Consider the following 15,516-nt stretch of genomic DNA (forward strand, 5'->3'; position numbering starts at 1 on the left):
TCACGATCCTAGGTGACACCCTTGTAGGTCACAAGGGCGCTTGCCTAGGGTAGCAGCCGCAGCCCCTGCCCCTGATTTGCCTCGAAAAAGGGCAGCGGGAAGAAGCCGGAGAGTGCGGCGAACGCCCCAGATACGGCCTTTGGGCGACGACGATTTCCAAGCGCGCACCAATCGCCCAACACAGGCAGGAATTGTTTACCGATCAGGGACCCGGAACCCTGGGTCCGTTAACCATGATCCACTTTCACCTTTTCCTGACTTGCTGGCGACAAATGGACCGGCTTGGCCCTCAAGAACCGCGACCCGGGCGCGACATACCCTGCGCAAGCGACTGCTCCACGGCATATTTTCTTGCCACGCCTCCAACAGGCCTCACCCCGAAGACCTGCCGCAAAGCAGCGCAAGGCGGTCAGGAATCCCGTTGCTCTTTGGATTGGCCAGACCTAATTTGCCTACTGTTTGATGTAATACATAAACGCATGGCGACCGGAGGCGATTTTGACAGCGGGTGACGATTGGGTCCTGAAAGCCGAGCGGCTTGGCTGTGTCTATGCCGACAATGGCTCTGGAAACCAACCGTCCAGCGGTGTCTATGCCGACAAGTTCACCCTGCCCCGCGGCCAGGTGACCGCCATCATCGGTGAGTCCGGGTCCGGCAAGTCGACCCTGCTCAGCATCCTGGCCGGGCTGCGCAAGCCCAACCGCCTCAACGACCAGAGCCGCCTGCTGTACCGGGGCAAGGACGGGCGTGTCTGGGACCAGTTGCGCGAGAACCGGCCGCCCCCGGGCGAGATCGCCTTCGTTTTCCAGGAAGCGCAGCTGATCAAGGCGATCCCCGCGCGCGCCAATGCTAAGATGGCGGGCCATATCTCGAACAAGGGCAATGCCGGGGAACTGGCCCGCGACCTGGCCCAGGACTTCGAATTGGGACCGCAGTGGGACAAGCTGTCCGAAACGCTGTCGGGCGGTCAGGCCCAGCGCATCGCCATCATCCGCGCGCTCTGTGTCGAGCCGAACCTGATCGTCTGCGACGAGCCGACCAGCAGCCTCGACAAGACCATGAGCCAGAACGTTATCGAGGCGCTGCGCTGGTGGACCCATGAAACCGGTTGCGCGGTGCTCTGGGTGACGCATGAGCTGGACCTGGCAGCACATTACGCGGACCGGGTGGCACTGGTCTCGTCTGGCCGGGTCTATTGTGATGCGGAAACCGGCCAGCCCTGGACGCTGGACGCGCCCTACGAGGAACGCCTGGACATCCTGCATGACCTGATCGAACAGGGCCGCAAGCAGCCCGCCCTGACGGTCGAGGCGCTCGACCGGATGATCGACCGTCCGGGCGATGCGGCACCGGACGAGATGGAGCTGGCGCGGGCGCCCCGCTGGCGCCCCGGCTCTCTGCGGTCCTACGGCTTTGTCGTGAACTGCGCTGTCGACGAGGTGTCGCTGGGGATGCGCCGGGCCGTCGCCGCCGGGTCAAACCGGATCTGGGCGCATCTGCGCGGTCTCTACCAGGCGATGACGCGCTCCTTGACCCTGATCCTTTTCCTCGGGCTGACGGTCTTTTACTTCGTGGCGCTTGGCCGCCACGTGACAGAGGCCGCGTTGAACGCGCAACTGTCGCAACCCAGCATGTCGCATTTCACCATGCGCACGGTCTACAACGGCGGGCAAACGCTGGACATCGCCTCTCTGGGGGTGCTGGACAAGACGTTGTTCGATGCCGCCCCCATCGCCGCCGAGGCCAGCGACAAAGCGCGCCGCGTCTTTGGCCGCCGCGTCCACGAACAGCAGTACCTCTGGTTCCCCGATGAATCCAAGGACGGCACCTGCAACACGCGCCCCCTGGACGGGATCGAACCCTATATCCGCACCATGCAGGTCTTTGACGCGCGCGAACCGCTGTTCGAGGATCTTTCCTTTCCGGCCTGGAACGGGGTGGAGGCCGACCCCGAATGGCGCACCAGGCCCGGCATCCTTGCGACGCAGGGATTCATGGAAACATTCCGGATCGAAGCCGGTCAGGAGATCTGCCTGGAACTGTTCAACCGCACCATCGGCCTGCCGGTTCTTGGCGTGGCCGAGGAATTCCCCGGCGGCGGGGAACGCAAGTACCCGCTGGCGGTGACCGAACTGGTCTATCATGACCTTTTCCTGGAGGCCCCGCCGGACAATTTCGTGCAGAACGGCAAGATCACCCTGCCCACCTACCGCGAGGCGGCGGTCTATTTCGACAAGACCAGCTTTGAAAACGTGGTCTGCAAGTTTCCCGACATGCCCGAGTGTACGCCGGATGAAACGCCAGTCCTGTTCGGGTTCAAGCTGGACCAGGACATCCTGAACCAGGTACGGGGGATGCTGCGGGCAATGGACGGGGCCAGCGTGTCCTTCGCTGTACTGTCCTGGACCTTTGCCGCGACAATCGTGATCTCGACTGCGCTGGCCACCGCCGCCTTTGTCCAGCGCAACGAAAAGTCGATCGCGGTGATGAAGGCCTTTGGCTACACCGTCGCCCACATGGCGATGATGATCCAGACGCAGATTGCCGTGTTGCTGTGTCTTGCGATCTTCTGGTTCCTGGGGCTGCACTGGATCTTTCAAACCTACGCGGCGCCCTATGCCGCCAATGCCTTTGACCTGCCGGTGGAATGGCTGGCGATGAAACAGGGGCTTTTCTGGCGCGCATTCATCGCGGTTTTCCTGCTATCACTCTTGGTAACCGTCGTCGTTATCGGGACATGGTGGCGCAAGAACCGCTACTTGAGTGAAACGCTACAAACGATCTGAGGGAAAGCATTGGGTAGAATATCCACCGTCCTGGCCGCCACGGCGTCCGTCCTTTGCCTGACGGCCACCGCCGGATACCCGGAGTCCCATGAAGCCGCCGGGCCGGATGTCTCGGAAGAGGTACAGGGCCGCCTGGTCACGCCGGACGGAACACCGGACGCCGATGATCCCGCCGCCGCCCCGGCAACCGAGGACACCGACCCGCCCGCCGCGCCAGACGAAGGCGCGGGGCCGGCGGATGCCCCTCCCGATCCGGCACCGGTTCCCGATCCGGCCCCCGAGGCGCCGGAGCCGCCGGCGGCAGACAGTGGTATCGATGTCGACCTGCTGATGGACACGCTGCTGTCCGCGCTGGAGGACATGCAGGAGCTTCGCCCAAGGATCGACGCGCTGGAAGGACAGGTCGCGGCGCATGAAAAGCTGCTCCGCCAGGTCTGCACCAACGAAGGCTACGAGGCCGATCCACCCGATTGCCTGCACCTGCATCCGGATCCGCCGGATCTTGACCCGCTGCAGGCCCAGATCGACGAGCTGAACCGCACCATCCTTACCTTGCAGGGCGAGCTTGCCGAGCTGCGCGCGCGTCCTGCCGCGCCGACGGCGGAACCTCCGGTGATTGCCGAAGATCCGGACCCCGCGCCGACGCCACGCGAAGACACCGGCCCGGTTGTGGCCGAAGGTGATCCCTTTGTTCTGCGCCAGACGCCGGACGGCCTGCCCCTGTTCCCGGCCCAACGGGAATTCGGGCTGGACCAGGGGCCGCTGGCCGCCATGATCCCCGACCTGCCGGATGCCGCCTTGTGCCAGGAGGCAGGGCAATGGCTGGTCGACAGCGCGGCCAACCGGATTGCCGATGCATTTTACGTCACCAGGGAGGGCGAAATCGCCATGTGCAAGCTGGTCGGAGACCAATGGTCGGTCGTCTCTGCCGGCCGCCTGGACAAAGCCCACATCGTCGTTGAGGGAGGAAAGCAATGAGACGTCACAGGCTTTTCACGGGCCTCCTGCTGGCCACCATATCCGCCGCCGTGCCTGCCCTTGCCGAAACCTGCCTTGAGGACCTGCGCATCATGCGCGATCAGCCCGACCGCCTGCTGGGCGGTCCGGCAGGGCTGGCCTCCAAGGTGCGTGACCAGATGATTGCGCGGAACGCGATCCCGCTGGCGCGGTCCAACGAGGCACTGGAAAAGGTCAAATGGGCGGGCGGTGAAAGACGCACCGTCGCCACGGACGACCCGCATTGCCTGATCACCGAGGGGCTCGTGCTGGACTACCCTTTGCCCGGCCGCGACGCCAATTCAGAGGGTTTCCTGCGCTTTCCCTTGCGCCTTATCGCCTACAACGACGTCCCCATGCCCGAGGACGCGGGCGATCTGCCGGGCGTCGGACTGCAATTCTACAAGCCGGTCACTGACACGACAGAACCGAATTTCGGCCTGGCCATTCGCCAGTTCTGGCCCAACCTTGACGGCAAGGAGTCGAACCCCGCCGGGTCCGGGGAGTTTACGAGCGAAAGGCTTGCCAAGTATTATCGCATCATCGCCCGTGACGCCGACGACCTGTCACAGGGGGTCATCATGCTGCTGTGCATCAACGATTGCGCAGCGGACCTTGCGGACCTGCCGGAAGCGGCGGACGCGCCGCTGCCCGTCACGCCGCCAAAACCGGTCGAACCGGACGCACCTGTGACGGTTCAGACCGCGAAACCGGACAAAGACCCGGCGACCGATCCCGCGCCCGTCGACCGCCCCGAGGTGACGGCCACGCCCCTTCCCCCGGCGGAACCGGGCATTCCCTATTCCAAGCTCTGGGCGAGCAGCCTCCTGGATCTGGTCGAGCCGGTCTTCCTGTTCGAGGGGCAGGAAGTCACTGTCCCGCCCTACCAGATCGCCTGCCGGGACGCGGCGCCGGCCTGGGACGCCAACCTGGCGCGGCTGGCCACGCAGCTTTATGGCCCCGAATGCCTGCAGTTCGACGAGGAATACGAAGCGGCGTCCGCCCGCCTAGTCGAGGCCAGCGTCACCACCGAACGCCTGGTCGTGAACGTCGCGCTGGCCCGCAAGCGGTCGGCCTTCCTCAAGCGCCTGGTCGTCGGGTTCGAGATCCCCGAGACGCTCTACCTCGACTGCACGCTCAGCGTTCGTTTCGCCGAAACCCCGGGAACGGATGCCGATCCGGTCTTTGCCGGCAAATCGACCCGGCTCTTTACCGGGCGTGACATTTCGGCGGGCTGGTTCCTGCGGGAGCAGGAAGTTCAGGCACTGTTCCCCGACAAGGCCCGGCTGGACGAGATCGCGATCGAGATCACCGCGCCGCAGGATGCCGACAACCAGGCCTGCCGCCTGGCCGAACCCGTGATCCTGTCGCTGCGCGACGCGGACAGCGACCCGCGTGTCTCGATCGACCTGGATGGCGTGGTGACGATTTCCGAGGTCCGGCTGCTGCCCAATGCCGCCACCGAGTATTTCTTTCTGAACACCTACCTGGGCGCCTCGCTGGTGGGCACCGCCGAACAGGGCGAAGGTGTCTATGCCTTCACCAACCAAAGGAGCGACCTGCTGCATTACCTGGCAGCATATGTCGATTTCGCCGTCGAGGATGCGCTGGAAGAGAGCCGTTCGGCCGAGTTCGTCTTTTTCGCGCCCGACGAAAACGGCCTGCACCGCGAGGTCGCCCGCCTGACACCGCTGGAGATGCGGCAGAAACCCGACTGGCTGCGCGAGCTACTGGGGCGTTTTGCCCGGGTCGAACCGAACGCGGATTATGCCGATGTTCGCGTCACCGCCGTTCTGGACGAGTTGCGCGCGGCGGGCGCCCTGTCCGCGGATGTCCCGACCGGCGTTCACGTCGTGGGCCGCACCGGCTTTGCCGACCGCAACGACTATTGCGATCCCTCCGCCTTTCTGGGCTACGAGGGGTCCACGGTCAGCATCGTCGAGTTCGCCTCCGGCAACTATTTCCCCGACCTTGCCAGCAGCCTCGGCGAGGAAAACACCGTTCGGGACGCCGACGTGCGCACCCTGCGGTGCCGTGACCAGCTGAACAGGCATATCATCATCTTCCCCGACAGCGTGTTCATCAGACCGACACCGGATGAGCTCTCCGTCAGCTTCCAGGGCCTCAAAGGAGGAAACGCGACCCATGCGGACTAAGACCGACCAATGGCGCCGGGTGATCGGTGTCGCCGGTTTCACGGCCACACTGACGCTTGCGTCCCTGGCCCATGCCCAGGGGACGCCGCCGCAGGATTTCTACATCGAAGAGGGTCTGTGCAGCATCCAGCAGCTGGATTCGCTGCCCGACCCGCAGGGCACGGGCGGCGCGGTGCTGACCGTGGCCGACACCCAGATCTTCCAGACGCGCGGCGGCAACCCGATCCCGACGCCGACCAAGGTGCCGCCTCTGACGCGGCTGACCTGCCATTTCGAAGCCGGCGACAAGGTGCTGGTGTCCAGCACCGGCGAAACCCCCTACTGCGGCTGGATCGACGGTGACGACGTGCTGGCCGGCAAGATGTCCGCGACCCTGCGCACCATCGTCGGGGGCGAATACTGCGGCGACATCCTGCCGATGCGGGTGTCGGAATTCTGTTCGCGGCTCAAGGACATGGGCGAGGAAACCGCCGAGTGCAAGGACGCCTCGATCGCGCGGTCGGTCTTTGACGCCAAGTTCATCGTCGACAACACCGGCCTGTCCGGGGATGCCAGCGTCCGCGACCTCAGCCCGGTGGAAATCCCCGTCTACGCCCTGCCAGATGACCGCGAACGCTCGGGCACGATCAACATCTTCAACGTGCTGCTGATCCGCGAGATCGCGCGGGGCCCGGATGGCCAGCTGCGCTATCTGCTGCTTTCGGGCGAACAGCCCATCGGCTGGGTGGACGCGCAGGCGGGACAGGTCTGGTATTCGCGCCTGACCACCTTCTTCAAGACCGGCGGCGACGGACAGGTGCTGTCGGACTTTCCGCACAGCCCCTACGCCAAGCCCATCGCCGGCGTCCCGGGCAATCTGGACCGCGTCGCCACCGAGGGACCGGAGTTCCAGCGCTACCCGGTCTTGCAGGACAACCGGCAGGCCAGCTCGGACAACAACAACTTCCTGCCCAACCTGCGGGTCGCCTTCATCGGGGCCTATTGCGACAGCGGCGGTGCGGGCGTCTGTTCCCGGATCGACGACACGCCCCCGCCCGAGGTCTTTGACGCGCTGAACAAGACCGACGTGCTGTTCCTGATCGACGGCACCAAGTCCATGCGCAGCTATTTCGACATCGTGTCGCGCGCGGTGCGCGGGCTGGCGCGTGACTATGTGGGCAATGCCTCGTTCCGCTTTGGCGTGGCGATGTACGGTGACTACCTGTCGCCCTCGGCCACCCGGCTGCGCGATCCGATGCAGTTCCGCTATCCCATCGCCCTGCAACCCATCCTGCGCGGCGACGAGTTCTCGGAGCTCAGCGGCGTCGATCTCTACATCGAGGATGCGCTCAAGGACAAACCCGAGGCTTCGAATGCGGCATTGCTGCGCGCTGCCGAGGAAACGGACTGGCGCAGCGATGCGCCCAAGTGGATCATCCACATCGCCGACCACGGCGACCGCCAGCCCCCCAGCCCCGAGTTGATCGAGGCCCTGCAAGAGGCCAACATCTTTTACGCGCCGATCCCGGTGCGCGGCGAGGCCGTTCTGGCGGCCAGCCAGGCCTTCCTGCAGCATTCCAACGCGATCCGGAACCAGCACGTCTCGCCCTCGGGCAAGGCGCTGTCGGTCGAGGTGAAAAAGACCTACACCACCGGCGCCAAGGACGAGATCGCCGAGTTCGAGGCCATCGGCCTGGCCATTCGCGGCGCCCTCCTCTACGGCGAACAGCTGCGGCAGGAAGCCATCCGGCGCGCCTACAACCAGACGCCAAGCACTGGAACCGCGGACCGCAGCGCGGCCTTCCCGGCCGGCTACTCCGAGGTGCTGGAAGCCGGTTACGAGATCTTCCTGAAGGATTTCGAACGGTCCATCGGCACCAATGACATCACCCAGCGCACCATCGCCGCGGTCGGATATGTCGAGACGGCGCCGGTGGAAGAGGAGGAAGAGGACTGGAGTTACTATGCCTCGCTGCCTCTGGGAGTCGCGGTCAAGCTGTCGGGCGCGCTCAACACCGCCTGCCGGGGCTTCGGCGACGGCGGATCGGGCGAATTGGTCTCGCAGGCCGCGGTCGAGATGCTGTCCGTCCTGACCGGTGACCCGATCCAGGAGGGCCAGGACTTCGAGGATTATTTCCGCAACCGGGGCAGCCTGCCACTGGCGACGCGCACCCTGTTCCGCGCCGACGATCTGCGGCAGATGAACCTGGACATCCTGAACCAGAGCAAGCCGCGCCAGATCGACGCCCACCGGCGCGAACTGTGCCGCAGCGCGGTCCTCGTCAGCCGCATGGTCAATGGCGGCCGCCTCGACCAGCCTTACGAGTTCGACGAGAACGGCAACCGGGGCGACCTTGTCTGGCGGCGCGACCAGGGGTCCTATACCTTCCGCAACCTGCGGGAATATGACTGGATCTACACCGACAAGTTCGGGCGCAAGGTCTATTTCATGCCGCTGGAATTCCTGCCCCAGTACCGCAAGGTCGCGGACTGACGATGCCTTGACGGCGGCCCCTCCATCACCGGGAGGGCCGCTGTACGATTGCAGACCGGCATGGGGTCAGGCCTATTGCCCGGCCGCGAACCCTGCGAAGCGATCGAACAGATCGGGCTGCCCCATCTGCCCCCCCTTCAACATGATCCGCATTCCGTCACGGCGCGCGTCCTGGTGGCTGGCGACGCAGATGCAGACACCGGCCCCCATCGCCCGGTCATAGGCCAGGGCATCCAGACCGAGGCGTGCGCAGATGCGGCTGGATGTATCGCCCCCCGCAAGTCCAAGGCAGGCCACCGGGCAGCGATCCAGCAATTGCGCGACGAAACCCGCCGAGGCATCGGCCAGCCCGCCCGGCGAGAGCCCGTAGTCGGCCCCCTGTTCCAGATGCACCAGCAAAGGCGACCCGGCCTCAAGTAGGCCGGCGGCCTGCACCAGGGCAGAGCCATCGCGCAGGGCACCGGGAGTCAAGGCCAGGCGTGTTCCGGAAAACTGTTCGACCTGGGCACGGGTGTTGGCGGATCGGCTGCCTGCGAACATCAAAACGCCCCCCGACGGCGCGGCCGGCAGTGCCGATGGCGGAGAGGATCGCTCACTGGACCCGGCAAGGATCTCGGCCACGGAACTGGCGCCGATCAGCAGTTGGCGCCCCCCGGCCTGCCGCAGCGCCCGCGCGATGGCAAGCCCGTCCGCTTCGCTGGCCATGTCAAAGAGCACGGGACCAGCCTTCAGGGTTTCGACCACCGCTTCCGTCTCATCCAGTTGCGTGAAGGGCACCAGGGTCAGCCCCTCCAAACCCTGCGCCGCCAGGTGACGGCGCAGGTCGGCTTCTTCCATCGGCGTCACCGGGTGGCAAGCCATGACCGGGTGGCGGTCGATCCGGTGCACATTGCCGTCGGGACCGCGCGCAAATAGATGCCCAAAGAGGCAATAGCGCCCAAGGCTGGGCTGACCGCCGATCACCGCAACTACATCGGGCTGGAACCGGTCGATCAAGGCGCCCGTGACCGCCCCGATGGACCCTACGGAAGGCGCGGAATCGAAGGTCGAGCAGACCTTGAAATGCAGGACTTGCGGTGAGGTCGCGGCAATCGCCGGCCAGAGGCGGTCAAGCTCTGCGAGCGCGCGCTCCGGCGCCAGCGAGCGCAGGTCGGTCGGCAGGCCAAGTGCGTCCAGATCCCCCGGCGCTGCCTCGGGGCGCAGCACCAAACGTGACGTCACCCCGAGGCGAGCATATGTGGCCAGGCTGTCCGACGCGCCGGTGAAATCGTCCCCCAGGAAGACGAGGCCCGCCATCAGCGCGCCCCGAAGAACCGGAAGGCGGCAGCCAGTGCCGGGCGGCTCTGCGCCGCCTGTTCCAGGTCCTCACCGGCAGACAGGGCCTCCCACGCCTCGCGCAGCGAGGCGATGCCCTGGGCCGGTCCATCCGGGTGGGCCAGGATGCCGCCGCCACACATGAACATGAAATCCGGGCCCTGCGCCGCCTCATAGGCCGAGGGCATGGTTCCCGCCCATTGGCCCGAGGAAAAGGCCGGCATGACCCGGTCATCGGCGCCGTCGGTCAGCGGGGCAAGACAGGCACGCGCGGCCTCTGTCACCTCGTCGGCATGGTCTACGAACTTGCCGCCGATGCCGTGGACATGCATGTGATCGACTCCCGCCAGCCGGTAAAGTGACTGGTAGGCGGGGAACCCCATGCCCAACAGCGGGTGGCGGCTCATCGCGCCGAACCCGTTGCGGTGGCCGTGGATTGCCAGCGGCGTCGCCGCGCGCAGCGTCTCCATCCCCGCCAGGCCGCACCAGTTGAGGCTGGCCATGACGCAGGTGCCGCCCTCGGCCGCCACAAGATCGGCGTGGCGGCGCATGGCATCACTCTCGTCGGTGATGTTGAAGGCCATCATGACGTTGCGGCCCTTGTCCTGCCATTTTCGCAGCACCTTCATCACCGCCGGAACGCGGGTCACCAGCGGCGCCACGTCGGGATTGGCGCAGACCTCGTCATCCTTGATGAAATCGACCCCCGCCGCGCACAGACGGTCGACCAGCGCGGCGATGTCCTCGGAGGTCATGCCAACATTGGGCTTGATGATCGTGCCGAATAGGGGCCGGTCGGTGACACCCAGTGTTGCGCGCGTTCCGGCGATACCCTGCGCGGGCATCGGATAGCGGGCACGGTAATCCGCGGGCAGCTCCACCGACAGCAGTTTCAGGCCGGTGATCTCGCCGATGTCGTAGAGATTGCCAGAGACCGTGGCCGCCAGTGTCGGCAGGTTGCGCCCGATATTGCCGGGCGGAAATGCGATGCGGACGCGGGCGCGGGTGAAAGGCCCCGCCTTTCCCTTGCGCTCGACATAGGCCGAGGTCAGCGACGGGCTGTCCACCTGCCCCAGCACCTCGACCGAAAGCACCTGCGCGGCAGCGCGCGCGCGCAATTCGTCGGTTTCGCCCGCGACGCGCACGAAAGTGCCGGAAGACTGCTCGCCCGCCATCATGGCGGCAACCTCTTCAACCGGAAAGGGCGTTTCCAGCAGGTATTCCGCGACGATCAGGTCCATCACAGCGCCGACAGGTCCGGGAAGGGGCGCACGGGATCAGATCCGTCCCAATCGACCGAGGCCGCGCGGATCATATCGAACATCTTGCCCTTGGGTCCCAGCACTTCGGAGAGTTCAATGCAGGTGCCGGGGTGATGTTCCTCGGCGAAATAGCAGAAGCGCCCGTTCTGACCGACGCAGCCGGACATCTTGACGGTAAAGCCACGGTCCAGCATCCGGGCCAGATCGGCATCATAGTCGGTCGTCCAGAAGGCGACGTGTTGCAAACCGCGCAGGCCCTTTTCACGAAAGTCGCGATACATCGAGGGCACGTCGTTGCGGCACTGGATCAGTTCAACCTGCATCGGGCCGGAGTTGGCCAGGGCAACGGAGTTTTCCGGCTGATAGCTTTGCCCGTCGTAGTGGTAATCCTCGATCGGGACGCGCGGGTTGTAGAACCAGGGGCCCACGCCCATGACCTCTGACCAGTGCTTCATGCCGGCCTCGATATCGTCGACGACATAGCCAAGCTGTCGGATCGGGCCCAAAAGGGTGCTCATGTCGAACCTCAGTTCATCAGTGTTTCGGGAAGCCAGGTGGACAGCGCCGGCACGGCAGAGACCACCAGGAGCGAGAGAAGAAGCGGGATGAAGAAGGGCAGCACCCCGGCAATGACGCGGTTGATCGGCATCTTGGTGATGATGGTGATCATGTAGAGGCTCATGCCCACCGGCGGCGTCAGCAGACCAATCATCAGGTTCAGGACAAAGACGATCCCCAGTTGCAGCGGATCCACCCCGGCAGCGGTCAGCGCGGGCGCCACGATGGGCGCGATGATCAGGATGGCGGCGATGCTTTCCAGCACCATGCCGACGATCAGCAGAAAGACGTTGACGATCAGCAGCAGCACCAGCGGGTTTTCCGACAGGCCCAGAAGGAAACCGGAGACCTTCATTGGCACCTGGTCCAGCGTCAGCACCCAGGCGAACAGCGCCGCCGTGGCCACGACAAAAAGGATATTGGCGGTGGACTCCACGGTTTCGCGCAGGGCCGCGCCCATCTTGCGCAGGGTGAGCGAGCGATAGACGACGATCCCGATCAGCGTGGCATAGGCGACGGTGACGCCCGCGACCTCTGTCGGGCCGAACCATCCGCTCATCAGCCCGCCGATCAGCAGGACCGGTGCCAGCAGCGCGGGAATGGAGATCACCGCCTGGCGCGCAATCGCCTTGGGCTCGGCCCGGACGGTGTCGCGCGGCAGGCCCTTGACGCGGGCGATGATCGCGATCTGCGCCATCAACAGGCCCGTAAGCAACAGCGCCGGAATGATCCCCGCCAGCAGCAGCTTGACCGCCGAGACATTTGCGACCGAGGCATAGATGATGATCGGGATCGAGGGCGGAAAGATCGGTCCGATGGTGGCGGCGGCGACGGTGACACCGGCGGCAAATTCCTCGCGGTAGCCCTGCGCCTTCATCTGGTTGATCTGGATTGCGCCAAGCGCGCCGATGTCGGCTAGGGCCGCGCCGGAAATGCCCGAGAAGATCAGCGAGACAAAGACGCTGACCTGCGCGACGGCGCCCCGAATACGGCCAAAGATCATCCGCACGAGGTCAAAGAGATGCGTCGTCACCCCGGTCGCGTTCAGCAGGTTGGCGGCAAGGATGAAGAGCGGCACCGCCAGCAGGGGCGAGCTGTCCAGAGCATTCAGGCTGCGCTGCGACAGGACCGCAACTGGCAGCCCCTGCATCACGATGACAACGGCCGAGGACAGGCCTAGGCAAACCGCGATCGGCACGCCGACGGCCAGCAGCGCGAGAAAGAGGGCGACAAGAATGAGGCTCATGTGGGTAGTCCGCTATCGTCCCTGGGATCATGGTAGGGCTCGGTTGGGGCGCGCCCTGTCAGGGTGCGGGCAACACGGTGCAGCGCGACGGCAAAGAGGAACAGGCTGCCGGTCAGCGCGAGGCTGTAGTAGACCCAGTTGGGCACGCGCATCGCGGGCGTCAGGAACTTGCCAGCGCGCGGCAGGAACTCGGCAAAGCTCCAGAGCATCAGCGCGGCGAAAGCCAGCGTGGCGATGTCCCCGATCAGGTGCATGACCTTGCGTGCCGCCGGGGGCGAGGCATCGGGCAGCATCGAGACCGAGACCAGCACATGCCGTCCGGCGAGGCAGGGCACGGAAAGAAACACCAGCCCGATGCCGGAAAACCGCGCCAGTTCATCCGCCCAGGGAAGCCCCAGGTCGTAGAAATTGCGCGCGGCCACCTGCGTCACGACCAGTCCGGCCATCAACACCAGCAGGCCCATACCCAGGATGACCCCGAAACGGGCGAGCCGCGCGAGGATCGCGCGGCCCGGTTCGCTACGCTTCATCAGGCGACCGCCGCGATCTTTGCGTAGAGGTCGCCGTATTCGGCGCCAAAGCGTTCGTCGACCAGCTTGCTGACCGAGGCGCGGAAGGCGTCCAGCTGCAGACCGTCCTCGGCGCCGATCACGGTCATGCCCAGGTCGCGCAGCTTTTGCGTCTCGGCTTCCTCGTTGTCGAGGATCGCCTTGGTCGCCTTCTGGCGCGTCTGCTCCGAGGCTTCGCGCACCGCATCCTTCTGCTTGGCGTCGAGGCCCTGCCAGGCATCCTCGTTCATCACGACAACCTCGGCGTTGGACATGTGGCCGGTCAGCATCAGGTGCGACTGCACCTCGTAGAGCTTGACGTTCAGCACCACGTTGACCGGGTTTTCCTGCCCCTGCACGACGCCGGTGGCCAGCGCGGTCGGCACCTCGGACCAGTCAACCGGCACCGCGACGGCGCCCATGCCCTCGACCGCGGTGGTGTAGATCGGGAAGGGCACGGCTCGGATCTTGGTCCCGGCCAGGTCTTCGGGCGACATGACCGCCTTGTTGCAGGTCAGGTTCCGGCGGCCGAAGTAATGGGCATAAATCACGCGCACGTTGGCGGCGGCGATCAGGCCCTCGTTCAGCTCCTGCATGACCGGGCTTTCGACATCCGTCACCTTCATCAGGTGATCGACGTCACGGTACAGGTACGGCGTGTCCAGCGCCGCGAAGGGCTGGTAAAGCGAGCCCAGCGCGCCGGCGGTGTTGTGCGAAAAGGCGATGGTGCCCAGCGACACGGCCTCGGCCAATTCCTGCAGCTTGCCCAGCTGGCTGTTGGGGAAGACCTGCACGTTGATGTCGCCACCCGACGTCTGGCCCAGCGCCTCGGCGAACCAGTCGGCCTGGGCGCCCGCGACAGAGGCGACCTCGTTGTTGTGACCATAGCGCAGGGTCGTGGCGGCAAGGCCGGGACGCGCCAGGAAGGGTGCGGCCAGGGCGCCGGCGCCGGTGGCCAGCAGGGTACGGCGGGTCAATCCTTGAGACTTCAGCATCGGGTCTCCTCCCAGATTATGATGCGTTTTGATGTTTCATCATGCCTTGGCTTGGCCCCAATTCATGATTTCAACAGGCTTGACCAAGGTTATGGTTTTGAGCCACGCTTCGTCAAAGGAAATGAAATGACGGTTTTTGAGGTCCGTCAAAAGAGCGCAGAATGACGGACAGCACAAAACCACAACTTTCCGATATTGCCGCACGCGCAGGCGTTTCGCTGGCCACGGTCGACCGGGTCATCAACCGACGCAAGGGCGTCAAGGAACGCACGCGCGGGCGGGTCCTGGAAATAGCCCGCGAGATCGGGTTCCTCTCGACCGAGGACGCCGAACGCTATGGCACGGAACGCCCCCTGAACATGGTCATGCTGCTGCCTGCGGGATCGAACCCCTACCTGCGCCTGCTGGGTGAACGGGTAAAGGCGCGGATCGGACGATCGGGTATAAACGACCCGTTCCTGCGCTGTTTCTTTATTGAAAGTTTCGATGCCACCGCACTGGCCGAGGCGCTGCGCAAAAATGCTGCCTGGGCCGATGCCATCGCCTTTTTCGCCATCGAGCATCCCGAGGTGCGCGAAGCCGCGCTGGAAGTGGCCGCAGGCGGCACCCGGCTGGTCACCATCGTTTCGGACCTGGGAACCCTGCCGGATGTCGCCCACGTCGGGTTGGACAACCGAGCCGTCGGGCGGACGGCAGGGTTGTTGATAGGGCGGCTGGCGCATTCGGATACCGGGGCCGTGGCGCTGGTTGCCGGATCGCGCCACTACCGCGCCCATTCGGAACGCGAGGCCGGCTTTCTCAGCATCCAGGAAGAGATGTTCCCGCACCTGCGCGTGATCGGTATGCGCGAGGGGCATGATGACGCGGGCGAGAACTATCGTCGCACGCTGGCCCTGCTGGATCAGGCGCCGGATCTTGTCGGCATCTACAACGTGGGCGGATCATCCAACGGGATCAGCCGCGCCCTGCGCGAGCGCGACAGGACGACTGTCACCTTCATCGGTCACGGCCTGACACCGGACACGCGCCGCGCCCTGCTGGAAGGCAGCATGGACGCCGTCTTCGACCAGGACCCGGACCTGTTGATCGAGGCCGCGATCCGGGCGCTGTCGCAGCCCGAACCGCGCCCACGCCCCCTGCGGCTTGAAATCTACTTCCGCGAGAACCTGCCCTGACACCAC

Annotated in this window: 11 protein-coding genes; 5 read left to right on the forward strand and 6 right to left on the reverse strand. The window is 65.2% G+C overall.

Going from position 1 to position 15,516, the window contains the following annotated elements; all coding sequences use genetic code 11:
- Positions 1-498 precede the first annotated feature (498 nt).
- The 4 genes from BLQ71_RS11250 to BLQ71_RS11265 are packed head-to-tail and all read left to right on the forward strand — an operon-like array spanning position 499 to position 8,412.
- Positions 499-2,787: an ABC transporter ATP-binding protein/permease gene (locus BLQ71_RS11250; RefSeq protein ID WP_074621780.1), complete on the forward strand. Its 2,289-nt coding sequence runs from the start codon at positions 499-501 to the stop codon at positions 2,785-2,787.
- A 9-nt stretch (positions 2,788-2,796) separates the two neighbouring features.
- A complete protein-coding gene (locus BLQ71_RS11255) occupies positions 2,797-3,765 on the forward strand; it encodes a hypothetical protein (RefSeq protein ID WP_074621781.1) in 969 nt (322 codons plus the stop codon).
- Complete coding sequence (locus BLQ71_RS11260; protein ID WP_074621782.1) at positions 3,762-5,939, forward strand: hypothetical protein; 2,178 nt, start codon at positions 3,762-3,764, stop codon at positions 5,937-5,939. The genes BLQ71_RS11255 and BLQ71_RS11260 overlap by 4 nt, the downstream gene beginning before the upstream one ends.
- On the forward strand, positions 5,929-8,412 hold the full coding sequence (locus BLQ71_RS11265) for a vWA domain-containing protein (RefSeq protein WP_074621783.1): 2,484 nt from the start codon (positions 5,929-5,931) through the stop codon (positions 8,410-8,412). The genes BLQ71_RS11260 and BLQ71_RS11265 overlap by 11 nt, the downstream gene beginning before the upstream one ends.
- Before the next feature lie 72 nt (positions 8,413-8,484).
- Here the strand turns inward: BLQ71_RS11265 and BLQ71_RS11270 are convergent, their stop codons facing one another.
- From BLQ71_RS11270 to BLQ71_RS11295, 6 genes are read right to left on the reverse strand one after another with little or no spacing between them, the layout of a single operon-like run.
- A complete protein-coding gene (locus BLQ71_RS11270) occupies positions 8,485-9,708 on the reverse strand; it encodes a four-carbon acid sugar kinase family protein (protein ID WP_074621784.1) in 1,224 nt (407 codons plus the stop codon).
- Positions 9,708-10,967 (reverse strand): ribulose-bisphosphate carboxylase large subunit family protein, encoded by a 1,260-nt coding sequence (locus tag BLQ71_RS11275; RefSeq protein ID WP_074621785.1) that lies wholly within the window; start codon positions 10,965-10,967, stop codon positions 9,708-9,710. Before BLQ71_RS11275 ends, BLQ71_RS11270 begins: the two co-directional genes overlap by 1 nt.
- The gene (locus tag BLQ71_RS11280; RefSeq protein ID WP_074621786.1) at positions 10,967-11,506 is read right to left on the reverse strand and encodes a VOC family protein; all 540 of its coding nucleotides are present in this window, start codon (positions 11,504-11,506) and stop codon (positions 10,967-10,969) included. Before BLQ71_RS11280 ends, BLQ71_RS11275 begins: the two co-directional genes overlap by 1 nt.
- Before the next feature lie 8 nt (positions 11,507-11,514).
- On the reverse strand, positions 11,515-12,792 hold the full coding sequence (locus tag BLQ71_RS11285; RefSeq protein WP_074621787.1) for a TRAP transporter large permease: 1,278 nt from the start codon (positions 12,790-12,792) through the stop codon (positions 11,515-11,517).
- On the reverse strand, positions 12,789-13,322 hold the full coding sequence (locus tag BLQ71_RS11290) for a TRAP transporter small permease (RefSeq protein WP_074621788.1): 534 nt from the start codon (positions 13,320-13,322) through the stop codon (positions 12,789-12,791). Before BLQ71_RS11290 ends, BLQ71_RS11285 begins: the two co-directional genes overlap by 4 nt.
- Positions 13,322-14,335, reverse strand: a complete 1,014-nt coding sequence (locus BLQ71_RS11295) for a TRAP transporter substrate-binding protein (protein ID WP_074621789.1) — start codon at positions 14,333-14,335, stop codon at positions 13,322-13,324. Before BLQ71_RS11295 ends, BLQ71_RS11290 begins: the two co-directional genes overlap by 1 nt.
- 161 nt (positions 14,336-14,496) lie before the next feature.
- Here BLQ71_RS11295 and BLQ71_RS11300 point away from each other — a divergent pair, with 161 nt between their 5' ends.
- Positions 14,497-15,510: a LacI family DNA-binding transcriptional regulator gene (locus BLQ71_RS11300; protein WP_074621790.1), complete on the forward strand. Its 1,014-nt coding sequence runs from the start codon at positions 14,497-14,499 to the stop codon at positions 15,508-15,510.
- The last annotated feature ends 6 nt before the right edge of the window (positions 15,511-15,516 follow it).

The organism is Antarctobacter albus (assembly GCF_900101505.1).
GTDB lineage: Bacteria > Pseudomonadota > Alphaproteobacteria > Rhodobacterales > Rhodobacteraceae > Antarctobacter > Antarctobacter albus.